This window comes from Terriglobia bacterium (genome assembly GCA_020073085.1).
Classification (GTDB): Bacteria; Acidobacteriota; Terriglobia; order JAIQFV01; family JAIQFV01; genus JAIQFV01.
The window spans coordinates 1-24,295 of sequence record JAIQFV010000028.1; the positions used below are offsets into that span (position 1 = coordinate 1).

18 protein-coding genes are annotated in these 24,295 nt (G+C 59.4%); 13 read left to right on the forward strand and 5 right to left on the reverse strand.

The window, feature by feature from the left end; genetic code table 11:
• Positions 1–301: 301 nt before the first annotated feature.
• Entirely contained in the window at positions 302–1,234 is a 933-nt protein-coding gene (locus LAO21_19815) for a hypothetical protein (protein ID MBZ5554969.1), read from the reverse strand.
• 144 nt (positions 1,235–1,378) lie between these two features.
• On the opposite strand from LAO21_19815, the gene LAO21_19820 reads away from it, so the two are divergent.
• The 10 genes from LAO21_19820 to LAO21_19865 all read left to right on the forward strand — a co-directional run bounded on the left by LAO21_19820 (position 1,379) and on the right by LAO21_19865 (position 10,761).
• A complete protein-coding gene (locus LAO21_19820; protein ID MBZ5554970.1) occupies positions 1,379–1,534 on the forward strand; it encodes a hypothetical protein in 156 nt (51 codons plus the stop codon).
• Entirely contained in the window at positions 1,521–1,622 is a 102-nt protein-coding gene (locus tag LAO21_19825) for a helix-turn-helix domain-containing protein (protein MBZ5554971.1), read from the forward strand. Before LAO21_19820 ends, LAO21_19825 begins: the two co-directional genes overlap by 14 nt.
• Positions 1,623–2,703: 1,081 nt before the next feature.
• Positions 2,704–3,774: a hypothetical protein gene (locus tag LAO21_19830; GenBank protein ID MBZ5554972.1), complete on the forward strand. Its 1,071-nt coding sequence runs from the start codon at positions 2,704–2,706 to the stop codon at positions 3,772–3,774.
• Positions 3,775–3,795: 21 nt separating this feature from the next.
• Positions 3,796–4,518: a TlpA family protein disulfide reductase gene (locus LAO21_19835; GenBank protein ID MBZ5554973.1), complete on the forward strand. Its 723-nt coding sequence runs from the start codon at positions 3,796–3,798 to the stop codon at positions 4,516–4,518.
• Positions 4,519–4,577: 59 nt separating this feature from the next.
• Positions 4,578–4,739, forward strand: coding sequence for a hypothetical protein (locus LAO21_19840; GenBank protein MBZ5554974.1), 162 nt, complete (start codon positions 4,578–4,580; stop codon positions 4,737–4,739).
• 385 nt (positions 4,740–5,124) lie between these two features.
• On the forward strand, positions 5,125–7,614 hold the full coding sequence (locus LAO21_19845) for an ABC transporter permease (protein ID MBZ5554975.1): 2,490 nt from the start codon (positions 5,125–5,127) through the stop codon (positions 7,612–7,614).
• Between the two features lie 359 nt (positions 7,615–7,973).
• Positions 7,974–8,861 (forward strand): hypothetical protein, encoded by an 888-nt coding sequence (locus LAO21_19850; protein ID MBZ5554976.1) that lies wholly within the window; start codon positions 7,974–7,976, stop codon positions 8,859–8,861.
• A gap of 13 nt (positions 8,862–8,874) precedes the next feature.
• A complete protein-coding gene (locus LAO21_19855) occupies positions 8,875–9,498 on the forward strand; it encodes a hypothetical protein (protein ID MBZ5554977.1) in 624 nt (207 codons plus the stop codon).
• Between the two features lie 245 nt (positions 9,499–9,743).
• On the forward strand, positions 9,744–10,430 hold the full coding sequence (locus tag LAO21_19860) for a hypothetical protein (protein MBZ5554978.1): 687 nt from the start codon (positions 9,744–9,746) through the stop codon (positions 10,428–10,430).
• A complete protein-coding gene (locus LAO21_19865) occupies positions 10,423–10,761 on the forward strand; it encodes a hypothetical protein (GenBank protein MBZ5554979.1) in 339 nt (112 codons plus the stop codon). Before LAO21_19860 ends, LAO21_19865 begins: the two co-directional genes overlap by 8 nt.
• 310 nt (positions 10,762–11,071) lie before the next feature.
• Here the strand turns inward: LAO21_19865 and LAO21_19870 are convergent, their stop codons facing one another.
• The gene (locus LAO21_19870) at positions 11,072–11,911 is read right to left on the reverse strand and encodes a hypothetical protein (GenBank protein ID MBZ5554980.1); all 840 of its coding nucleotides are present in this window, start codon (positions 11,909–11,911) and stop codon (positions 11,072–11,074) included.
• 503 nt (positions 11,912–12,414) lie between these two features.
• Entirely contained in the window at positions 12,415–13,434 is a 1,020-nt protein-coding gene (locus LAO21_19875) for a hypothetical protein (GenBank protein ID MBZ5554981.1), read from the reverse strand.
• A gap of 28 nt (positions 13,435–13,462) precedes the next feature.
• On the opposite strand from LAO21_19875, the gene LAO21_19880 reads away from it, so the two are divergent.
• The gene (locus LAO21_19880) at positions 13,463–13,636 is read left to right on the forward strand and encodes a hypothetical protein (GenBank protein ID MBZ5554982.1); all 174 of its coding nucleotides are present in this window, start codon (positions 13,463–13,465) and stop codon (positions 13,634–13,636) included.
• 28 nt (positions 13,637–13,664) lie between these two features.
• A complete protein-coding gene (locus tag LAO21_19885) occupies positions 13,665–15,077 on the forward strand; it encodes a PLP-dependent aminotransferase family protein (protein MBZ5554983.1) in 1,413 nt (470 codons plus the stop codon).
• A gap of 410 nt (positions 15,078–15,487) precedes the next feature.
• On the opposite strand, the gene LAO21_19890 is transcribed toward LAO21_19885, so the two are convergent.
• A complete protein-coding gene (locus LAO21_19890) occupies positions 15,488–17,578 on the reverse strand; it encodes a M13 family metallopeptidase (protein ID MBZ5554984.1) in 2,091 nt (696 codons plus the stop codon).
• Between the two features lie 771 nt (positions 17,579–18,349).
• Positions 18,350–23,536, reverse strand: a complete 5,187-nt coding sequence (locus LAO21_19895) for a DUF11 domain-containing protein (GenBank protein MBZ5554985.1) — start codon at positions 23,534–23,536, stop codon at positions 18,350–18,352.
• A 338-nt stretch (positions 23,537–23,874) separates the two neighbouring features.
• Here LAO21_19895 and LAO21_19900 point away from each other — a divergent pair, with 338 nt between their 5' ends.
• A complete protein-coding gene (locus LAO21_19900) occupies positions 23,875–24,042 on the forward strand; it encodes a hypothetical protein (protein MBZ5554986.1) in 168 nt (55 codons plus the stop codon).
• Positions 24,043–24,295 lie beyond the last annotated feature (253 nt).

Sequence of the window (24,295 nt, forward strand, 5' to 3'; positions counted from 1 at the left end):
TGCACGGAGCATCGTGGTCAGACGGTCAATCCTGCTTCGGCAAGTACGGGCCTGCGACGTTGCAGCCTCCAGCGCCGCTGCGAAGGAAGCGTCCCCGCGCTTCCGCAACGAGCAGTAAGCCAATTGCCAATAGCGAAGACCTGTCCGTTCTGTCCGGCGCCCACCCGGTCTTTCTAGATCATGTCCAATAACCATCGGGTGCCGTTCGCCTGGGTGTAATCCATTCGCAGCACATAAGGCGGCTCGGTGCTCAACCAATATTTGAGCAGCCCGGGAATCACTCCAGCCTGAGGGCGACAGCTTACTTCGTCCGAAGGTACGTTAAGTCGTACTCCACGTTCCAGGTCTTCCCGCCATCGGTCGAGCCCTGGCTGAACTGCCTCACCTTGTCCGCTCCCTGGCTAAAAAACTGGAGATGCCGCCTCAGGCGGGTCCCATTGGGCTGCGGGATGTCCTCGGTGTAATAATCCATGACCCCATCCTTCAACCCCCCGAAAAAAAAGATGGTGTCTCCTCTCGCATCCACCCAGGTTTGTTCCCAGCGTTTCTTGTCTTTGTCATAGATGTTGAAGCTCTTCCCGGTTCCGCCGCTCCGGCCGGTCCAGTTTTCCAGCACAACGCAATCGCCCAGGATCAACTCGATCTTACTGGTGCCGGCCGGTACCTGCCCCGCCGTGGTGACGACGTTCCAATCGCCCACCCAGAAATCAAATTGACGATTCTCGGGCGAGTAGGCGCAAGGTTTTTGATTCTTCCTGGCTCGCTCAAGCGCCTTGGCAAAGCGGGGATCCGCGCGCAGAGGGCCAAGATCGCTATCCGATTCGAGTATGTCCACCTGAAAGAAACCTGCATCCAAGGCCCTATCGAGGTCTTGGAAGGCGGCCTCCAAGGTGCCAGCCGCCACATCCAGCCTGATCCTTTCGGAATCGGCCTGGAGAGAAGGAAGACCAGTCGCTTCGCTCCATTTCAAGGCAAGCCGGGCTTGGTTGAAGTCCCCCAACTTGCGAAGGGAGACGGCAAGCCGGTACCACGCCAGGGGACTGTCCTGTTTGGCCTTTGTAATCTCCCGGTAAGCCTTGACTGCGGCGGACCATTGCTGTGCCTGGTAGGCTTCATTCGCCTGCTCCTCGAGAGATGTTCCTTTCGCCGGGGCCGTTTGGCCAAAACTGGGGGTCACGGCCAGACAGACCATTAGGATCACTGCATTCAGAATCGGGGAAGTACGCTTTTTCATTCGTTTGTCCTCCGCATGCGTGGTGGTTCGAGCGAAAACACGGGACGCCGCTTAGGTTCGTAACGGATTCCGGGTAGGTCTGATCCTCATCGCAGAAGGGCGTCTTTTCCTGGACGCTTCCGCCTCCCACGGTGAGGAGAAGCCATGAAAAGAATCACGCGTCTCGTGAGGATGCATTGGATCCCCCTGGGATTGATTATTATAACAGAGCCGCTTCTCGTGCTTCTCACCCTGCAGTACCGGGCCCTGCGAACGCTGGAACAAACACTTCCCGTGGACGGTCGACATGCCTGTGGCTAAACTCCGGAAAAAAATCGAACCCAATCCGGAGAATCCTACGTATCTGATTACTATCCACAGCGTGGGCTATAAGTTTGTGACAGGATGAAGGCGAACCGGGGTCAATGAATGGCGCATCTGCGGAGCCCGGCGGCTTCCTTTTAGGCCCGTAGGGGTCGAAGAATGGAAGCCCCATCTGAGCTCCGCGTTCTTTTGCGAAGCGAGGGTGGGGTCGGGGGAGAAAGAAGAGTCAGATCAGGTCCGGAGGACCAAAAGAACGTAGCCCCGTCTGTCGAAGATCCGCCGTGGCGGGAGCCCCGCGCTTTTTCTCTTTGCGGGGCGAGGGCGGGGTAGCCATGAGAAAAAATGCGAGAGCCCTGCTGGCAGGGCGAAACGATGTCGCAGATCTCAGCATGCCGAACGCCCTATTCGATGTCTTGCACCCGGGGGGAGTTCGCCTATTCCTGGGGAATTATTGTAGGATTGTCCGAAGATCCATGCGGCAGATTCTTTCGCCCCGCAAGCGGGGCTTGCATGTCAATAAGGAGACCGTTACCCCACCCTCGCTCCGCCCCGCAAAGAACGCGGGACGGAGCTTCAGGTGGGGCTACAATCTGACAGCCCTACGGGCCTATGGTGCAGCTTCCGGTGGGACTACCCGCCCAGGGGGGACCTCCCCGCTGGCCTGAAAAGGAGCTTCAGATGGGTCTGCACACCTGGGCGGCACAGCCCTACGGGCCGAAAGCGGAGCTTCAAGTGGGGTCATGCACCGCAGCGCAAGAGCCCTACGGGCCGAAAGCGGAGCTTCAAGTGGGGTCATGCGCCGCAGCGCAAGAGTCCTACGGGCCGAAAGCGGAGCATCGGGTGGGGTCATGCGCCCCAGCGCAAGAGCCCTACGGGCCGAAAGAGACAAAGGCGTTATTCTAAGAGTATCTACTTCTGGAGAGCGAATCTCCCTCCGGCGGCTTTGGTCGTGTCATTCAACTCCGCAATTCGGAATTACTGCTCACAAAGAGGAGAAGCTCAAAATGGAGAACAACACCGTTGCAGGTTCACATGGCTCTCGATCCGATGAGGACACATTCCCCAAACTCCAATCGAAGACTTGGGGTAAGGAAATCCTGTCAGGTCCGCGCGTAACCAGAGCCCTGCGGCACGACAGCTCTTTGGAGCGAAGACGACTCCGTCTCATGAGCTCATTCTTGTCCTTGGTCTTCCTCTTCCTGGCGCATGGGTCGTACGGCCAGGAGCCCCGGGCACAGATCAGTCTACAGATCGACCGGCTTGAACACGCCATGAAATCCGCTCCCGCCTCCGATTCGTCCGCGGATGAAGCGGCAAGCCTTCAACAGGTCCGCAAAGCTCTCGATGCCGGGTACGTGTACGCCAGCCTGTACGGCCTTGAGCCGGCCATGCTCAATATCGCCACCCTGCAATACACCCTTTCCAAAGTCGGCCTGGAATCCAAGGGCCTGGAGGCCTTTGAAAAGGAATGGCAAAGGGTGGGCACGCAACTGAAGGCGGAAGAACAAGGCTTGACCGACGCGAAACTCTCGTCGCTCCCTTCAGCGGTGAGAGCGATGGTTGAGGCCGCCCAGGTGCAGAGCCGCACCTATTACCAGGCGGCCCGGCTGTATGGCCGGGAAACCACCCCGCAATATGGACTGCAGTACGTCGGCCTTTCCAAAGGGTATCTCGACTTTGCCGTCTGGTGTGCCGATTTGCAGTTTCCGAAGAGCCCGGCGTGGAAGGGCCATTCCCCCGGAAATGATATTGCGGGGCTGGAAAAAGAAGTCATCCGAAACTACAGTCAACCCCAGGCTTTGAAGCAGAATGAGGAGTTCATTGGGATCAACTCCCGCCTGAACTTCGCCAGGGAACTGGACAAACAGGGGAGATGGGAAGGCGCATTGCAGATCTACTTGAACGCGTCACTTGCCTATGGCCTGATCAACCCGCCCTCAGCAGGGGACTTGCAGCTCGGCGCGTTGCAAGAGGAAAGCAAGGGCCTCCGAAACCGTCTGGCCGCCGGCCACCTTGACTGGAGCCTCGGTCAAATGTACTGGGAAATCGCCCAACTCGATTTGGAGGGACAGGCGGACAAGAAGATGGACAAGGCGGACGCCATTCATGCCGGCGTCATTTTGAAGGAGGTTTTGCCACGGTACCTGAGCTACCTCGAGCACAGCGCTCCGACGGCCTCCGCCACTCCGGCCGCCGCTCAAGTCACCGTCACGCTGGTCCGCTGGCCTTACACTTGACATCTCTGCGATCCGGCAAGTTTGCTGGCACAGGACGTCATCCAGCGGTACGGTGACCGGGTTCGATTCGTAAGCGAGAACTGGGGAAGCTCGAAACAGGCCGATCGTTTTGGCTTGAAGCGGTATCCCGTGGTGTTTGTGAACGACGTACTTCTTGCACGCTCCGAGGATTTTGGCTGGTTTGGCGCGAAAGGCCGCTACACGCCCTGGCTCAAGCTGGAAAATCACGAGAAATTCAAGAAGGACCTGACTCACATGATTGATCTGGAGCTCAAGGGAGATAGGCGAGCGGCCCTCGAGGCGCAGTCGCCGGCCTCACAGGAGGAACTCGCGCGGCTCCCTCAGCTCAGCGCGAAAGACCTGGCCGGGTCGACCGTCGACGCGGCCTCCTTGTCGGGGAAGCTCGTCGTGGTGGAGTTCTGGGCCACCTGGTGTCTGCCCTGCCGGTCTACCCTGCCGTGGTTGGGGGAATTGAAACGACGGCACGGGGATAAGATCGAAATCCTGGCAATCGCCGTGGACTCGGAAGAATCTGAAGTACGGAAGCTCACGCAAGCGATGGGCCTCCCTTATCACGTCGTCCTGGGCAGCGCGGGGTTGGCGGAATCGTTCGGCGATCTCAGCAGCGTCCCGACGATGTTCATTTTCAGGCCCAACGGCACGACCGCGTCCATCCTTTACGGCGCTCCCCAGGACTTGCACGACCGTGTCAGCCATGCGATCGACGCCTTGCTTCGGGAATGAGTGATTGAAATCCTGTCCCTCTCAGGCAGTCTTGACGCGACGATTGGCAGACCCCGCTGGTGCGGATGGTCGATCGGGGCAAGGTTGAAGCGGTCCGCATCTTGCTCGAACAGGGCGCCGATGTGACCGCCCGGCATCCCGATGGCCTCTCGCTTTTCGAGGTCGCCCGTGACCAGGGGTTCGACGAAATCGCCGGCCTGCTGGAACGATACAGGGGATGAAGGGGACTGACACCTTTTTGCGATATGAATCCGAGGCCCTCCTAAATGCAGGTGTCTGTCCCCGCTTGATCCTTTTTGCTAAATTCCCCCGCTGGGAGGTGGGGGATCATTCGGGTTCAGCCTACCAACGGGCAAGCTCCAACCTGGGATTAGGGGAGTATGCCCGGCGACGCTGAATATTTGCGCAGGGACGGAAACCTTCGCCCTTCTGCGTTCGTCTAACTGATCTAATACAGCCTCATTGTCATCCAATGGAAGCTATAAGGGCACTGCGACAGATTCGGAGCGCTCTTCCTCATCACGAAAACAGATTCGGGGATTTCTGTGACATGACGCAACACGATTTTGCACGTTCCCAAATTTGAACTTGAACGGGGGATGGGGCATGAACAATATTCTGCAGGACTTTCGTTATGGCCTTCGGATGCTGGCAAAGAATCCGGCCTTCACCCTGGTGGCTGTTTTAACCCTGGCCCTCGGGATTGGGGCCAATACGGCCATTTTCAGCGTTATGAACGCGGTCATCCTTCGTTTCCTGCCGGTGTCCAATCCCCAGGAACTCGTCTACCTTCACACCACCGGAAATCCGAGCGGGTCTTCTCAAACGGGTGAGGGGAGTCTCTCGTTCACCATGCCGATCTTTGAACGATTACGGACGGAGACCCGGGTTTTTGCGAGCGTCATGGCGTATGTACCGCTCTCCACCGGCAAAGTCGCCGTGCGTTATGGCGAGGAGCCGGAAGAGGCGCAAGCCGATATGGTGAGTGGAAACTTCTTCTCCGGGTTGGGGGTTCAGCCGGCGCGGGGCCAGACCTTCACGGTCCGGGACGAAACCCAACACAGCCAGGTGGCTGTGCTGAGCTACGGCTATTGGTCGCGGCGGTTTGGCCGCAACCCTTCGATCATCGGTGAGACACTGTACATCAAGGGCGTGCCGTTCACGGTGATCGGGATTGGGGCACGCGATTTTGAGGGTGTGGAATCCGGAGTCGCCACCGACCTTTGGATCCCCCTTCAGAACAGGCCGGACCTGACGGCCTGGGGACAATCGGCCCAGGACGGGGACACCTTGTATGGTTCGCCGAACTGGTGGTGTCTGATGATGATTGGCCGCCTCGCACCGGGGATCAGCCAGAGGCAAGCCCTCGCACAACTGGCACCCATTTTCGAGCGGGCGGCCTACGAGGGATCAGGAAAGCGTGACCCCAAAGAACACCCCCCGCAACTCTATTTTTCAGACGCGCGCGGAATCGGGAGTCAGCGTAGCGACTTTGAGCAGCCCATCGGTTCTTTGATGGGAATGGTGGGGTTGGTCCTGGTCATCGCCTGTGGCAATGTGGCCATGCTGCTGGTGGCCCGGAATTCCGCAAGACAACGGGAGTTTTGCCTGCGCATGGCACTCGGCTCCGGTCGCTGGCGGCTTTTCTGCCAACTGCTGACCGAAAGTCTGCTGCTGGTTGCCGGCGGAGGAATATTGGGGTGGCTGTTCGCGGTGTGGGCCACCGAGGCGTTGGCTGCCTGGTCGGAACTCAAGCTCAGTCTCGCGCCTGATTTTTCGGTCCTGCTCTTTACTCTGGGAGTCTCGATTCTCGCCGCCCTGCTGTTTGGGCTGGCTCCGCTCAGAAACGCGGTGGGGACGCCTATTGGGCTTGTCTTGAAGACCTCCGCCGCCACGACGAACCAGGATCGAAGGAAGGTCCGGGGCGGCCAAGTGGTCGTTGCCCTGCAGATGGCGATGTGCCTGGTGTTACTGGTCTGTTCGGGTCTTCTCGTTCGAACGCTGCGGAACCTTGAAACCACTGACCTGGGAATGCGACCCACGGGTCTCCTCGTTTTTGGGATCACGCCGCCGCAGACTCTGGCAACCGATCCAGAAGTCCACCGTTTCTATCAAGAGCTGTCGGCTCGTTTGCGCGCTTTGCCCGGAGTGGAGTCGGCCACCCTCATGCAGAACCGGATTGGCTCGGGATGGAGCAACAACACAAGCGCCTATGTGGACGGCAGGCGTCCCGGTGAAGGCAATCGCGAGAGCGCCTTACGATGGAATGCCGTGGGACCGGATTATTTTCATGTGCTCGGCATGACCCTTCTCCTGGGACGCGATTTCACGGACGCCGATTCCGCCGCGGCGCCCAAAAGTGTCGTCGTCAGCCAGACCTTCGCAGAACGCTACCTCCCCAAACTTAACCCGCTGGGCCACCATGTTTCAATGTCCTCCAAGCCCGACGGCAACCAGTACACCATCATCGGTGTCGCCGCCGACAGCAAGTACACGGGTGTGCGCGAGAGCAAAAGACCGACGGCGTACTTTCCATACACTCAGATAAAAGGAACTGGGACGATGCACTATGAGCTGCGCACGCAGGGCAACCCGGCCGCGCTTCTGTCGAGCGCCCGCCACGTGGTGCATGACTTTGGACCCGATCTCCCGCTGCTTCAGCCGATGACACAGCAGGAACAGTTCAATGGATCCTTCTCGCAGGAGCGGTTGTTTGCCCGGCTCTCCATGTTTTTTGGTCTACTGGCCGCGCTGTTGGTGGCGACGGGTCTCTATGGAACGCTGGCTTACCGCGTGAGTCGGCGGACGGCGGAGATCGGCGTGCGGATGGCTGTGGGGGCACAACGACACCAGATCTTGTGGATGGTCCTGCTTGAAAGCCTGGTGGTCAGCCTCGCAGGCATCATCATCGGGTTGCCCATCGCCTTCGGCAGTGGCCGGCTGTTGCGCTCAATGCTTTTTGATCTCACGCCGGGTGATCCGATCACCTTCGTCTGTGCATTGCTCGGATTGACGTTGGTAGCGCTCGTGGCCAGCTTGATTCCCGCCCGCCGCGCCGCCAGTGTCGATCCCATGGTGGCATTGCGCTATGAATAAGTGTCGAATAAGAATTGCGAGGGTCACATCTTGCCATTGTGCGATTCTGGGAGATCAAGTCCAATCGCCGTTTGGCTCTAATTGAGTCGTCTTCGTTCAGCGCCTGACAGAGCGAAATGCCGAAAGGACAGGGATGATGGGTCACGACAGGGACAGGGATGATGGGTCAGGTCTGAACTTTTCTACAATTGAACGGTTGCCACGGGGGCAATCATCGAGCAAAAAACAAACCCGTCAGGGCATAAGCTCCAAATCGATTTGTAGAAAAGTTCAGACCTGACACCCTTTTAATCGATCACCTGGGCAGCACGCGCGTGGTCACCGATGGGAGTGGGAACCTCAAGGCGCGGCATGACTACGTGCCCTTCGCCGAGGAGATTCCCTCGGGCTTCGGCGGGAGAACTACAGCGCTGGGATACGCAGGAAACGATGGAGTCCGGCAGAAGTTTACCGGCAAAGAACGCGATTCGGAATCCGGCCTAGACAACTTTGGGGCCAGATATTACGGCTCCAACATGGGGCGCTTCCAAACGCCGGACCCACTTCCTTGGATTCACTGGCAACACGGCAATGAAGATGCCCAGAGACAGTTTGAGGCCTACATTGCGAACCCTCAGGACTTCAACATGTACGCATATGTCCGCAACAATCCGCTGAACCACACCGACCCAACGGGGATGAATGCTTGCGGTACGAAGGACGATTCGAGCTGCAAGGTGACTGTTACGATTCAAGACCGAACCAAAGATGCACAGGGCCATTACAACGACGGGTACACGGGCGTGGCAAACCAGCAGAACTACAATGCGACCGCCACGGTATCTGTCAACGGCAAGGACGCTGGCACATTCCTTATAAAAACTACTCCATCCGATTCAAGCAAATCTGGAACTCTTTCTGCGGGTGTCTACAGTGGAACACTGACCACGCACAGTGGGCATTTGGCGATTCGTATTCAGCCAACAGACAACCTGCCAACAACCGGTCCAAATCCTCAACAGCATGGCGCTTGGATGGCTCAGGGAGATTTGATTCATAGGGCTGGCGTCGGTAATTTCACAGGTGTCGGTCGAGACGGAAGGGCTGTATCTGAGGGATGTCTAGTCGTTTGTACAAGCCAGTTTTCCAGCTTTGAGGATGCAACGGGCATGAGTGCTAATCCGCCACAAAGGCACTTCACCATTGACGTGGATACTTCCGTGAACCTGAAGTATGCCGATCCAGTTCTTGGACCGCCACAAGGTTGATGATGGGAGGCCGATGAAAATGCGTCTAGCAACTTGTTTTTGGTTGACCTTGCTGGCTGCTGTTCCATTCCAGCATTCGAGTGCGCAAGACGCCTCGGATATGCCATGCGACCAGGTACACACGATTGCTCGGATGGCTCTAGCCAAATCTCATGCAACGTTGGCTAAGGAGAAGCACAATGCCGGAAGAAGCTACCGCGCCGAAATCGTCTATGCAGCGCGTTCTTTTGAACTCCAACCGAGTGACAGGAAAACCGCTCTGCTCTTCCTTATTCTTCTTCCGCAGGATGACGCCCAGCACGCTACATTGATGACGCTGGGAGATAGTCTTTGCGATGAAGAATCTGTTGCCGAAATGAAGTCGTTGTCGAGACTCGGAGAACGTTTAGCGCGAGATTTTGCTAAAGCCGTCCTCCGTGCTCCAGAAATGCTGTCGAAATACGTTGCTTATGCATCGACCTCGGTACAAGACCCTCACAGCGACTACGCGGTTCAGATGCAAGCAGTCTGCCGAGCAAAGCATGCCGAGTTCCTGAGATCGGTAGGAGAGTTGCCATCCGATAAAAGAGACTGGTTTGTGAAGCATGTTCTTGATCCCGACGGTTGCCATGCAGTTGCCCTTCCCGAAGCTCAGTGAGCCGGGTGCTACACGTTAGGAAGGAGGGGGTCAGGTCGGGACATAGGACATTGTGAAGGTCGCTCCTTTGAGTTCTGGCAAGTGTTGGCGGGTCGGCGATGAATTACCAATCTAATTACTGTCAGTCCCCTCATTGAGCATTCGGTCGAATGGCGCAATACTCGGCATGTCGGGATCGTCCAACTTGGTGGAACCGTTATTGTGGGGCACAGTTTAGGCGCGTGATTTTATTAATGAGGAAGCATATGTATAGAAAAAAGAATCCTGGGTTGATAACTCTGATGGCCTCGGTCCTTCGGTCCATCGTTTTGCTAGTAATAATCTCTGCACTACCTTTCTTCGTCTCTACACTCTTTGCCGAGGGGCTTCCTTCCGCCGCGGTGGATCGCGCGGTACAGGCCCATGGGGCGGGCTGGCAGAATGGGGCGGTGAAGAACTGGATTGCGACGGGACAGGTGACCATCTTTCGCTACGACGATCAGAACCAGCAGTCGTACGACATCAATCCGATGACGCTCATCCATGCGGCCGATGCCACCGGTGGCGGCGGGGCAGGTGACCGGCTGCAGCGATTGATCTTCCAGCCACCCGGCCCGGACGGCCTGGTGAACGTGGGCAATGCCACGGTGAGCAGCTACTCCCTGCACTCGGTGCTGAGTCGGGAGGGCACCGATGGCGCCCAGACGTGGCACTCCTCAGACCCCTTGAGCACCCCCGCCGCCGGACGAGCACAGCGGTTCATTGAGGCGCACACGGTGCGGTCGCTCGAAGCCTTGTTCAACTACCGCGCGCATGCGGGGAACCGTCGCCGATATCGCGGCGCGCATCTTGAGCCTGAATCCGGGCGCCAATCTCCCTCCCGGCCTGGGCCAGGCGAATCGAGTTCATCCACAGCCGTCGTTCCAAGTCGCTGCAAACGCCCGGGTGATTGAGTTAAGCGCGGGGCTGAAGGGTCCCACCACACGGTATTACATCGACAATGTCAGCGGGTTGGTAGCGCGGATGGAGTTTGACTATGCGCAGGGACAGGATCCGCTCTCCAGCCAGATGGTTCCCTTGACTGAAGTCTACGAATTCTCGAACTACCAGGACGTCCCTCTGACGGTCGCGGGACTTTTCGCCACTGCCTCTACGGCCCCTGCGGCCACGGTGAAGTTTCCGATGGTGATCGACCGATACATCGTCGGTCGGAAAGTCGAAACGATGGTGTTCACGCAGGTATTGCTGAATCAGAACCTGCAATCGGAGAGCTTCCAGCGCTAGACGAAGGGGACCGGTAGCTTGTGCCACATTAGTTATGCCACCCCTAAAGGGGTTCAACCCAAAGAGAAGATGAGCAGCCGATCTATAGAGATTCCACTCCTACGGAGTTGAGCCCTTACCGCATCGGGAGGATCGTTCAAATCCAGCCTACCCCCAGGCGACGCGCCTTCACCCAAATCCCCCAATGGAAGGGGGGATAGTCCAGTTCCGGCCTCTCGCTGAGATGAAGGGGACTGACCCCTTCTTGAGACATCAATTGGACGTCTTCATGTGTGCAGGTGTCTGCCCCCGCTGGATCTTCCCCCCCAATTCACTTTCTCTTTGGTTTCCAGAACCCGGGATCGGCGGCAGCAAATTCTTTTGACACATGCGACAATTCCGGGGTGATGGCGTACAGGTTGCTTTCCAGACTCAGGTAGGCTTCCCGCATGAGCTGCTGCGTGCGCTGGCGTTCGGCCTCGGAGGCGCCGCGCTGCCGGGAGCTCGAGGAGGCCAGCAGGTCGTCCAAGTCCTTCATCGAGCGCAAGGGAACCAGAAAGATGTAGGTGGGTCGTTCCATGCCCAGGTCCACCTGGTACACAACCCACGGAAACTTTGAGTCGGCCTTCTCATAGGACGCAGCCAGGGCCTTGGTCTCTTCGGTGAAGGCAGCTTCGTGGCCGGGGGCAACACGCGCCACGAGGATGCGCAAGTACCGCGCCTTTGAAAGATCGACCGCGTCAGCGTGGTATCCAAGATCGTCTCGCCGCAGGGCGGTGAGGGTCGTCTGCCGGGTGACCAACTCGTCGATCATCTGCTGCGTTCGGACAAGCTCTGCGTGGCGGGAGTTCGCGTCGGTGATCGCCGCACTGGCCTTCTCCGCCGCATCAAAAGAATCAAACGGATCGAGCCAGAGCGTGCCGGCCGCGCCGGTCACCGCCTCCATAGCGATAAAGTGGACGGGGATATCATAGCGCTCGTAGGCATCGGCTGCGTCCAACCCGAGCTTGCGGCGGGCGGCCGCGGAGCCCGGCTTGGTCTGCTCGTAAACGACCAACAGGATCTTCGGAGCTGCCCCTCCTCGCCCCGCGACACGCTCTGCCTGGGCTTCCAACGGTCGCGGCAGCGCGAGCAGCAGGAGAATCAGGACACCTTTGGGGAGATGTTTCATGCAATCCTCCGGTTTGAGTGAGATCGTCCGAATTCGACGATGGTCCGAGTGACAGGGAATCTTACGACGCCAAAGGCTCGACGGCAAGGGAGGCTGGATGGGGGCGAAAACCGGAGACAAGGCCCGAGGGGGACAGCCTATTTTTGGCGAGAGATGTGGCTGGCCCAAGTCCTTCGGATGCGCCAATGCGCCCCGAGCTAACATCCACAGAGTTTGGTCTCCAACTCTTGGTGCCTCTTGGTTGGAATTTGGATTTTGTTTGGGTTTTGAGGTTTGGTTTTTGTTTGGAATTTGTCCGCCGCAGGCGGATTGGAATTTGGATTTTGTCTGTGAAAGAGACGTGCGGGTCAAGTCTAAATCTTGAACGGTGATCGTGTCGGATGAGAAAGATTGAGAATTTAGACTTGACCTTCACAAACTGCGCGGCCGTCGATCAGTCGTCAAGTGGACCTGAATCCATCGAACGACTTTCCTGATGGCCCTGTGTAGCCCCGGACCATTTTCTACTTCGCGTCCTTCGGCAACTCCTTGATCGTGTTTGAAATCCTTGCGAGGTTGCGGTCGCGTGCTTGTTTGCCACCAATGGACCGGGCAGACTGTAATGCCTCTTCGAGGACGCGGCGAGCTTCCGCGGGCCGTCCCCCCTGAGTCAGCGCATCGGCCTTCGTTTCAAACAGCCAGGTCCGGCCCAGTGGACCGCTCACGTGCACCAGGCCGCGATCGCATGCCGCGATGGCCTCGTCATATTGTTTGGCTTCGATCTCCATCTGGGCGAGCCGCAGTGACGCGTTGTAGTTGGTCGGCATGGCGCGTTCCGAGGCGATCAGTGCCGGCAGCACGCGCGATGCCGCCCCAAGGAAATACGCTGCGTCAACGCGGGCAATATCGAGGGCGGATCGCTCGTCCTCGTTGGCGGGCCGGGTCGCCTCGAGCTCGTCCAGCCAGCGTTCGCCCCACCGTGCCACGGTCGCCTTATCGCCGTCCATTTCAGCGGCGTGCATGAGCTGCTGATACAGCTGAAAGCGATGATCGCGCAGCGTCGCCGGAAGCGCAATCGCCTCCTCCGCGAGCGGCCTAAGAGTCTTCCGCGGGGCTTCGGCCCACGGAGCCTGTTGACCCCCGTTCACACACATCAATCCTGCGAGAACGACTCTTCCAAACATTTGGCCGCGCGCCATCGACGCCGCTTCCTTGGCGGCCGTTTCGGCGCAAACCTGCGATTGTCCACTCAACATCAGCGCCCAGGTGTCCGATCCGACTGCGCGCTCGCGCTGTGGCCAAGTCTTTCCGCCGAGGCGAAGCCCCTCCTCATAGGCGGCTGCCGCCCCGGCATGCTGGCCGCGGGCGAGCATCTCGTCGCCCCGCGCGAGCGCCGCGTCGGCGGGCCTTCCCGCTTTTGCGATGACGCCGTGCTCCCCTCGGTCGAGGAATTGCGTCAGCTCGGGCAACGTCATCCCCCCGAGCTGCGTTGCCGACGTCCGTTCATCGGCGGGGTCGATCACGAAAAAAGACGGTGTGTACATCACCCCGTGCCGGGCGAGGAACGATTGATTGACCGGTTTATCAAAATTGAGTTCGAGCCAGACGAACCGTCCGGCGTACCTGGCGAGGCTGGCGTCGGCCAGCGTGGCTCGCATCAGGCGGCACGAATATCACCACGGGGCCCACACTTCGACGAAGACGGGCAGCTTCTGGCGCGTCGCCTCGGCGAGCGCCCGGGTGTAATCGTCTTCGATGAACGGCAGGCGCGTGGTTGCGGTCGCCGACGTCGTTAGCACCGAAAGCAACACCCACAAAGAGAGTTTCTTCATTCTGCTCCTCCACGGCCGGAGATGGTAAAATGGGATCGGTCTGTTTACAAGATCCGATTTCGATCTCCAGAATGGACCATTTGGAGGATCCCCTCATGCGCCGATCACGGGGTGTGCTTCTGCCGCCGGTCCGCGCCGCCGGACGGCTGCGGCGCGGCGACGTGTATCGCGCGATTCGGGCCGCAGTGCTGGACGGCGTTCTCTCTCCCGGCGAGCGGCTCCCCTCGACGCGGCAGGCTGGCGCTGATTATGGCGTCTCGCGCGGAATGCTGGAAGAGGTCTACGCGCAGCTGACCGAAGAAGGGTTTATCGAGCGCGCCGTCGGACGCGGCACGTTTGTCGCGCCGACGGTCGAACGGCTGAGTACGCCTGTGAATCGAAAACCGGGAGAGCCACGAGTGCTCCGGCCGTCGCGCCGCGGCCAATCAGCCGCCGCGAATGCCGCCTGCCGCGAGCCGGCGGTTCCAATCCCGTTCAATGCGGGCACCGCCGACACAAGCGAGTTTCCATGGATGCTGCTCGTCGATCGCGGCGATGCCGTTTGGATCGAGGATCCCTGCTACCTGGGTGCACGCGCCGCCTTTGCGCTGGCCGGCGCGGCGATCATCCCGGTGCCCGTCGATGACAAAGGCATTCGCGCCGACCCCAGGGCTCGCCGTTCCTCACGCGCGCACCTGATCTATGTGACGCCTTCGCATCAGTACCCGACCGGCGTGGCCCTCAGCCTCGAGCGCCGCATCGCCCTCCTGGAGCTGGCAGTGCAAAATGACTCGTGGGTCGTGGAAGATGATTATGACGGCGAGTTTCGGTATGAGGGGCAGCCGCTCACGGCGCTCCATTCGCTCGACTCCCACGCGCGCGTGCTCTATATCGGCACCTTGAACAAGTCGATGTTCGTTTCGCTGCGCCTCGCTTATGCCGTTGTGCCCGAGGAGTTGCTTGAACCCCTGGCAAACATTCGGACCCAGCTCGACGGGTTCACGCCCGCGGTGCAGCAGATGGCGATGAGCGTCTTCATGGACGAGGGCCACTTCTCTTCGCACTTGCGCCGCATGCGCGCCGTGTACGGGGCGAAACGTGCCGCCCTGGTCGAAGGACTGGCGCCGCTTGCTGCGCTCGGCTGGACGTGGTCGAACAATTCCGCCGGCATGCATCTCCTGGTCCGCCACCAGCGAGGCGACTATGTACGGGCCGTCGCCGCGGCGAGTTCCCTCGATCTGGCGCTGCTCAGTACTTATCGCGTCGCCCGGACGACGGACGACGGACTGTTTCTTCGCTTCGGCGCGCTCGACCGGGCGAGTCTCAGGGCTGGCGTTACAGCCCTCGTCGCGGGGGCAAAGAAGCTGAGCCGATAATTGCGCGACCCGCCACACGCGGATTGGAATTTGGATTTCACCGCCGAGGCGCGAGAGCTCGCCGAGCTTGGCGGGGCCATCAAAGTGTGGGAATTGGAATTTGGGTTTTGTTTGGAATTTGTCCGCCGCAGGCGGTTTGGAAATTGGATTTTATTTGGAATTTGGCTTTTGGAATTTGGATTTTCTTAAGGTTTGGTAGCCCCCCGCCGCGGCGGGCTCTTTGGGATGGCGGGGGCTTTTGCGAGCAGGATGCACAAAACCAGCGATTGTGGGCGCCTTGAGGGGAAGAGCCCCCGCCGGCAAAAAGCGCCGGCGAGGCTACCAAAGCTTGGAATTTGGGTTATGTTTGGATTTTGGAATTTGGATTTTATTTGGATTTTGGCTTTTGGAATTTGGAATTTCTCTTAGCCTCACCACAATCGCACCCTCTCTCCCGGCGAAAGGTAGAGCTTCTGCCCCAGCGTCACCCCGAACGCCTCATACCAGGCGTCGATGTTGCGTACGGCATCGGCACGGTATTCAGCCAGCGTGTGGCCGTCGGTCACGATCAGTTGCCGCATCAAGGGCTCCCGGAGTTTGTCCCGCCAGCTCTGAGCGAAGCTGAGGAAGAACTGCTGGTCGCCCGTCAATCCCTGGCGCTCGGGTGGCTGCTTGCCGCCGAACGACAGCCGGTAGCCATCGTAGGCCACCGACAGCCCGGCCACGTCAGCAATATTCTCGCTCAACGTCTGCTGGCCATTGACCGCGAGGTCGGGCAGCGGGTGGTACCCGTTGTATTGCGCGACCAGCCGGCCCGAAGCCTCCTTGAAATGAGCAAAGTCTTCCGGTGTCCACCAGTTGGCCAAGCGGCCGGTAGCGTCGAACTGGCTGCCCTGGTCGTCAAAGCTGTGGCTGATCTCGTGGCCAATCACCGCGCCGATGGCGCCGTAATTATTGGCGGCTTCGGCCTTCGGATCAAAATATGGCGGCTGGAGGATGGCCGCTGGGAAGTTCAGCGCGTTCTGGATGGGCAGGTTCACCGCATTGACGGTCTGGGGGGTCATCCACCATTCGGAACGGTCCACACCCTTGCCAAGCTTGGCGAGGTTGCGATGGTAGTCGTAAAGCTCGGCGTTGTAAGCGTTGTCGAGGGGGTTGTCACGCGAGATTTCGAGGCCCGAGTAATCGCGCCACACGTCAGGATAGCCAACCCCCACTTTGAGCGTCTTCAACTTCTCTTTGGCTTTCGCCCTGGTTTGAGGTGACATCCAGGTCAGCTTGTCGATCCGCTGGCCAAACGCCTGTACCAGGTCCGCAACCATCGCCTGAGCCTTGGCCTTCGCTTCAGGCGGGAAGTAATGCTGGACGTAGAGACGACCGACTGCATCCCCCATGGAGAAATTCGCGGAGCCGACGGCCCGCTTCCAACGTTCGCGAAGCTGCGGCGTGCCGGCAAGGACCTTGCCGTAAAACGCGAAATTTTCATCAACGAACGCCTTGGACAGCAGGAACGACCAGCTATCGACGAGGTGGTAAGTGAGGTAATCCTTCCAGGTTTCGAGCGACTCGCGGCCAACGAGAGCGGCTTCGCCGGCGATCGCGCTCGGCTGCCAGACGATGATCACGGGCTGGCCATCGAGGCCGGCGGCTTTTAAAAAGGCCGACCAATCGAGGCCGGGGGCCTTGGCAACGAAGTCCTTCGGTTTCCACGGATTGTTCGCCTTGTGCACTTCCTCGGAGTCTTCCCGGCCCCAGTGAATCTTCGCGATCTTGGATTCCAGCTCGAAGATCCGCGCCGCCTTGGCATCCGCGTTGGCGATCTTCGCCAGCTTCAGAACGGCCGCGATGTGTGTCTTATACTGGGTACGGATGTCGGCCATCCGGGGCGAGTCGCTAAGGTAGTATTCGCGGTCGGGCATGCCGATGCCGCCCTGAAGTAGATAAGGCGTGCAGCGCGTCGGCTCGTTGAAATCCTGGGTAACCCACACTCCGAACAAGTGCTCCGTATGAAGGTTCGTGTTGTTCAGTGGATCGACGTCGGCTCGAATCGTTTGAGCAAGCGATTCCGCAAGCGCGCGCCGGTTGGAAATGGCGGCAATTTGGTCGAGCTGGCTGCGGAGCGGCTCGAGGCCCTTGGTCTCGATCGTGGCTTCATCCATGAACGCCGCGTAGTAGTCACCGGCCTTGCGCTCATCGGAGCCGGCCGGCGCCGCGCCCTTCGCCGCATCTTCGAGCAGTTTGCGGGTGCGCAGGATCGCTTCTTCCTCGAGCTTGGCGTCGAGGCCATAGCTCGAGCGGTCCGCGGGAATCTCCGTCGCCTTGATCCACGCGCCGTTGGCATAGCCAAAGAAATCGTCACCGGGCTTGAGGGAGCGATCCATGCCGGCCAGATCGACACCCCCCGTGTTCACGGTGGATTCCACCGCCGGAGCCTTCGACGCCGGCGGACTGGAGCAGGAAGTAAAAAAGATGAGGACGACGACAAAACATGTAGAAACGGCATGTGATCTAGCTTCGGCCATAATCTCTCCAGGACATGAATTGATAGATCTTACATCGGGAATGCGCGCAATGAAAAGAGACCATCGAACGAGGGGTGGTTCTTTCTGTCTGCATGCCCATCCCTTAAAGAGCGCCGGCGTGGCGATTAAAGCATGGCGGTGGGGAAGGGTTTGGTAGCCTCCCCGCGCTTTTTGCGGGGGGGGCTTTTGCGAGCGGGATGCAAAAAACCAGGTTCTCTGGCGCACGGAACAGAAAAGCCCCCGCCGGCAAAGAACGCCGGCGAGGCTACCAAAGCGTGGCGGTGAGGAAGGGTTTGGTAGCCTCCCCGCGCTTTTTGCGGGGGGGGCTTTTGCGAGCGGGATGCAAAAAACCAGGTTCTTTGGCGCACGGAACAGAAGAGCCCCCGCCGGCAAGGAACGCCGGCGAGGCTACCAAAGCATCGCGATGGGGAAGGGTTGGGTAGCCTCCCCGCGCTTTTTGCTGGGGGGGCTTTTGCGAGCGGGATGCAAGGAACCAGGTTCTTTGGCGCACGGAACAGAAGAGCTTTGGCGCACGGAAGGGAAGAGCCCCCGCCGGCAAAGAACGCCGGCGAGGCTACCAAAGCATCGCGATGGGGAAAGGTTTGGTAGCCTCCCCGCGCTTTTTGCGGGGGGGGCGTTTGCGAGCGGGATGCAAGGAACCAGGTTCTTTGGCGCACGGAACAGAAGAGCTTTGGCGCACTGAAGGGAAGAGCCCCCGCCGGCAAAAAGCGCCGGCGGGGCTACCAAAGCGTCGAGAACTACGCCCGGTGCTTACTTGGCGACGTCCAGCGGTAGACCGTCATCCCCAAGATACCGGGTGGTCACGTTCTGCGGGGTGAGCCCCGCATTGAGCAGGATGATCTGCGTCTGGAAACCGCCTCCATCTGCAATCTGTGGGAACAGGATCGGCACAGGCGCCGCCCGGTTGAAGTCCGCCACTGGGAAGGTTGTCATCAAGAACTCCCCGCGGCGGTTGGTCAGTCCGCGCAGCGTCAGCACTACCACCGGCGTAGGCGCCGTGATCTCCAGGACCCCCGTAAAGTCTGCCGGCAGATTGCTGATGTACTCCTGTGCGAAGCGGGCGTCATGCCCGTTGCCCACCAGCGTCACGCTCCCGGTCCCCACCACGGTCGCCCCATCCGTCTGCAGTGCCCGCAAGCTCACCTCGACCGGCGTTGCCGTAGGCGCCGCCAGCGCCAGTCCCGTGAGATGTCCCTGCGACTGGTCCAGGTAAATCAACGCATGGGTTGTAGGCAGCGCCGCCGGCACACCCGACTCCGACACCACCACCTGCGACGATGCCAGGGTGCCGATCGGGGTGTTGCGGAACAATCCCGCGCCCGCCGGAGCCGTCATCCCCGCATCGGGGATCACTTGCGCCGACCCCGTGTTGATCACTGACGGGGCTCCGTCCGTCTGAAGCACGTACAATCCCCGCGCCGGGATTGAGTAGCTGAACGTTGAGGCGGTTCCCTCCGGATCTCCGACTCGATGCACCGCCAGGGGCGTCCCGTCGTTCTGGAAAAGACGGATCGTGCCTGTTTCCACCGCTGCGCCCGGGTTCATCAGCACAAGCGCCGTCGTGAAATTGCCCCCATCGGCCACTTGGGCGAAGTTGAGCGGGGCGCTGGTGGCCGCCTGCGTCATGTCGGCGACCGGTGTTGTCGTCAGCAACGTCTCACCGCGCTGGTTCAAGGTCAACCTCAATGCCACCATCGACACCGGCTGATCGCTCGTGACGCTCAATGTCCCCAACTGCGTCTCCGTCCCAAAGTCCGATGGAAACACAAAGTCCGTGGCCCACTGAGGCAACTGGTCGACAAACATCGCCTGGTGATTTCCCTCGCCAAGCACGGCGTGGCCGGTCGCCAGCGTCTCGCCGGCTCCACTGCGCAGGGTCAACACCAGGTTGGCGGCCGTCGTCCCCGGATTCGCCACTGCCAATCCCGTGTTGATGGAGATCAGCCCCGCCTCCCGGTGGTCTGTCTTGGCCGGCAGGTTGGGGCGAAAATCAATGAACATCACTGCTGCCGTGGTCGGAGGTGATGCCGGCACTCCCGCTTCACTCACCACCGTATCGTTCTGCGTGAGACTGAACACCGCTGTGCCATAAAGCGCACTCAGACTGGCGTCCGACCCGTCGCTCTTCCCACCGACCGCCTGGACCAGCCCGTATCCAGTCTGTGTGGTCTGATCAGAGCCGGTCGTTGAGTAAACACAATCCCCTTCACCCGGAATATTGCATCCCGTCTGCGAGTTCTCCGCGTTTGCCGCCGTTTGCGTTACCGTGAAAGTCTGTCCGGCGATCGTCAGGGTCCCCGTTCGACTCGTCGTGCCCGAGTGCGGAGTCACCGAATAGCTGACCGTCCCGGGTCCCAAGCCGGCCCCGGAAACAATCGTCAGAAACGCCGCATTGCTCACCGCAGTCCACGGACAACTGCTCGAAGGCGTCACCAGCACGGTGCCCTGTCCTCCCCGCGAGCGGAACTGTGCATTTACGGGCAGAAGCGTGGTACCCGCATTGGACACCGTCACCGTCGCGGTGGCCGTGTTGTTCGCCGGCGCCGGATCGTTCCCCGAAGACGTCACCGTGGCCGAGTTGTTGATCGCAGTCCCGTCTGCCAAGCCGCAGTTCACCTTCGCCGTCACTGTGAAGCTGTTTGTTTCGTTGACTGCCAGTGCGTCCCCCTTGTTGCACGTCAGCTGTCCTGCGAACACGCCGCACTTCCAGCCGTCCGCAGCATCGATGGATACCAAGGTCACCTCAGTCGGCAGGGGATCACTCCAACTCACCCTCGTCGCCGCGGATGGACCCAGGTTGGTCACCTCCAAAGTGTAGATGACGTTCGAACCCCCCGCCACCGTGGGCGTGGATGCCCTCTTCGTGATTTGTAAGTCCGACTGCTCGGTTGACAATGTGGAGGAGGCCGTATTTCCGGTTCCGCCTTCGTTCGATGTAACCGCTCCGGTAATGTTGTTCTTGCTCCCGGCGCTGGTTGGGGTCACATTCACTGAAAACGTGCAGGAACTCGCCGCCGCCAGGGTTCCTTCCGATAGCGACACGGCGCCCGACCCGGCCGTCGCGGTGATCGTGCCGTCACCGCAGGAACCGGTCAATCCATTCGGCGTGGCCACGATGAGACCGGCCGGGAAGTTGTCCGAGAAGGAGACTCCCGTCAGCGACACGGTGTTGCCCGCCGGATTGGTGATCGTAAAGCTCAAGGTGGAGGCGCCGTTGACGGCCGTCGTGGGAGGATTGAAGCTCTTGCTGAGCACGGGCGGTGGAACCACGGTCAAGGTGGCCGTGTTCGATGTTGTCCCCGTCCCGCCCTCTGTAGATGAGATCACCCCCGTGATGTTGTTCTTTACCCCCGCCGTTGTCCCCGTCACGCTCACCGTGATCCTGCACGTAAAGAGTCGCATTGCAAAGCCTGCCTGCTTCCGCGGCTCTGAATCGATCGACCCACCTGTGAGGGTGAGTGCTGTATCGCCCGAAGCTGGCGCAAACGTGCCGCCGCAGCTATTCACGACACCCGGCGTGGCCGCCACCTGCAGGCCGGAAGGAAGATTGTCCGTAAAACTGATTCCGTTGAGGATCATTTCCGCATTCGGATTGGTGATCGTGAAAGTCAGCGTGGTGGACCCATTGAGTGGAACCGAAGAAGCGCCAAACGCCTTCGCAATCGTCGGCGGACCGGCAACGGTCAAAGTGGCCGTATTCGAAGTCGTTCCGGTTTCCCCTTCGACCGACGAGATTGTTCCCGTTGTGTTGTATTTAAATCCCACCGACGTTCCCGTCACGTTCACCGAAATCGTGCATGAAATCGTCGGAATAGACTGGCGTGCCTGCTTCCCAACCCCCGAAGTAATTATTCCATCCGTGAAGGTAAGCGTCGTATCCCCTGATGCCGGCGCAAACGTCCCGCCGCAGCTATTCACGATACCCGGCGTGGCCGCCACCTGAAGCCCGGAAGGAAAGCCGTCGGTAAAACCGATTCCAGTGAGGGTCAACCAGGGATTCGGATTGGTGATCGTGAAAGTCAGGGTGGTGGATCCATTGAGCAGAATCGTGGAAGCCCCAAACGCCTTGGTGATGGTGGGTGGGGCCACGACGGTCAAGGTGGCCGTGTTGGAAGTGGTCCCGGTTCCTCCCTCAACCGACGAGATCGTTCCTGTCGTGTTGTTCTTCGTCCCCGCTGTCGTCCCCGTCACGTTCACTGAAATCGTGCATGAATTCCCCCGCATTGAAGGGCGGGCCCGCTTCGGCGGCGATGAACCGAGAGATCCGCCGGTGAAGGTCAGCGTCACATCACCGGATATCGGTGTAAACGTGCCGCCGCAGCCATTCACGGCATCCGGCGAGGCCGCCACCTGCAGCCCGGAAGGAAGACTATCGGTAAAACTGACTCCGGAGAGGATCGTGTCCGGATTCGGATTCACGATCGTGAAGGTCAGAGGGGTGGATGCATTCAGTGGAATCGTGGAGGCGCCGAACGCCTTTGCAATCGTCGGCGGAGAGGCAACAGTCAAGGTGGCCGTATTCGAAGTCGTTCCGGTTCCGCCTTCAACCGAGGAGATCACTCCTGTGGTGTTGTTCTTCACGCCCAACGTCGTTCCCGTCACGTTGACTGAAATCGTGCATGACATCATGAGGAAAGCAGCGCCCGACCGCTTCGTCGGCGCCGAATTGATCAACCCGCCGGTGAAGGTAAGCGTCGTATCCCCTGGCGCCGGCGCAAACGTCCCGCCGCAGCTGTTCGCGACCCCCGGTGTGGCCGCCACCTGCAGTCCGGAAGGAAGACTATCGGTAAAACTGATTCCAGTGAGGCTCACAAACGAATTCGGATTGGTGATCGTGAAACTCAGGGTGGTGGATCCATTGAGCGGAATCGCGGAAGCGCCAAACGCCTTTTCAATCGTTGGAGGGGCTACAACGGTCAAAACGGCCGTATTCGAAGTCGTTCCGGCACCCCCTTCAACCGACGAGATCGCTCCTGTCGTGTTGATCTTTATTCCCCCTGTCGTCCCCGTTACGTTCAACGAAATGGTGCATGAACTCAATGGAATGGCTGGACGTGCCCGCTTGACGGGCCCCGAAGCAATGACTCCATTGATGAGGGTAAGGGTCGTATCCCCGGAGGTCGGCTCAAAGGTTCCGCCGCAGGTATTCACGACGCCCGGTGTGGCCGCCACCTGCAGCCCGAAAGGAAGATTATCGGTAAAACTGATTCCGGTGAGGATCACATCCGGATTTGGATTGGTGAGGGTGAAAGTCAGGGTGGTGGATCCGTTGAGCAGAATCGTAGAATCGCCAAACGCCTTAGCAATCGTCGGCGGGCTGGCCACTGTGAGGCTTGCGCTCGCCGTCGTCCCCGGCCCGCTATCGGTCGAAGTCACCACGCCCGTGGTATTGAAGTATTGTCCGGAGGCTGTTCCCGTGACGGTGATGTCGAACTGGCACACATTGCTGACTGCAATGCTCGCTCCCGACAGTTCGATCCCCGTCGGCGCCGTGGTGGTCAACGTTCCACCGCACACCGTCGTCGTGCTGTTGGAGACCGTCAACCCTGTGGGCAATGTGTCTGTAAACGCGACTCCCGTCAGAGTGACCGGGTTGACTTCCGTGTTGTAGAGGGAAAAGGACAGCGTACTGGTCGCGTTCAGTGCAATTGTCGTCGGACTAAACGAGATGCCGATCGTCGGCGGCTCCACCACGATCATGTTGGATGATGTTTTGCCGGCCGACCGTCCGTCTGCCGGGCTTGATTGAGCGATGGGATCGTTGACGGCCGGAAACGCCTGAGCCACACCCACGAGGAGGCCCAACAGAATCAGCAGGCCTGTTGCAGCGATCGACGTGAGAGGGTGACGGGTCTTTCCGGAAAAATGATTCCTGGCTGTTCGAGAGGAATAAGTGGCGGTCGTACGCTCATAAAAATCGGACGCATTGCTAGTCATTTGCGATACCCTTCTTCAGTTTGATTGTTTGAATTGGCAGCGCTGAAAAGCAGATTCTCTTGCCTCCCAGGGTGCGCTCTTTTTGTGCGCTTTCTATGCAATTCTAAGAAAAATGCAGGGCCCGATGAGTCGGACCGGTTACCCGGTCTTCTCTACTTCAGAACTGCTGTGTTGCCCTCTGCACGAGGATTTCGAACGACCTGCGGTGGCGCAACACAACGGTACAGGCGGGAGCTGTCGTCACACGGGGGTGCGGCACAACTGCCCGTCAACGATAGATCCAGGGGCCTATCAAAACGTTGGTAGCGGAGGTCGGGGGTAGGATCCAGTGCGGACCTTTGACTTCCGGTAAATCGGCGGAGTGCACCGTTGCGATTGTTTACCTGCCGCCGGTTCGAGCGATGACCTCGTACGGTGGCCCGATCGAATCGATCGGGGTTCCCGCCGGGTCGGACCTGATCTCGCTCAAGCCGTCGGATCTGCCGGAAGCAGTTCCTTCCCTCTGAGAGTCCGTCTCCGGAACAGCTATCTTGCCTCCAAGCCTGCTCGACGGACGCTCATCAAACGCGAGGGCATGCTATCGACAAACATTCACATAATTCTTACGGGGATTCCGATTGAGTGAGAAAATGAATGCAAGGGTCAATGCAAGGAATTGAAGAATGGAAGGGGGGAATGCAAGGGTCAGACCCTTTCATTTATTTTTGGAATTTGGATTCTGGATTTTACTTGGACTTTGGAGTTTGGAATTTGGATCTT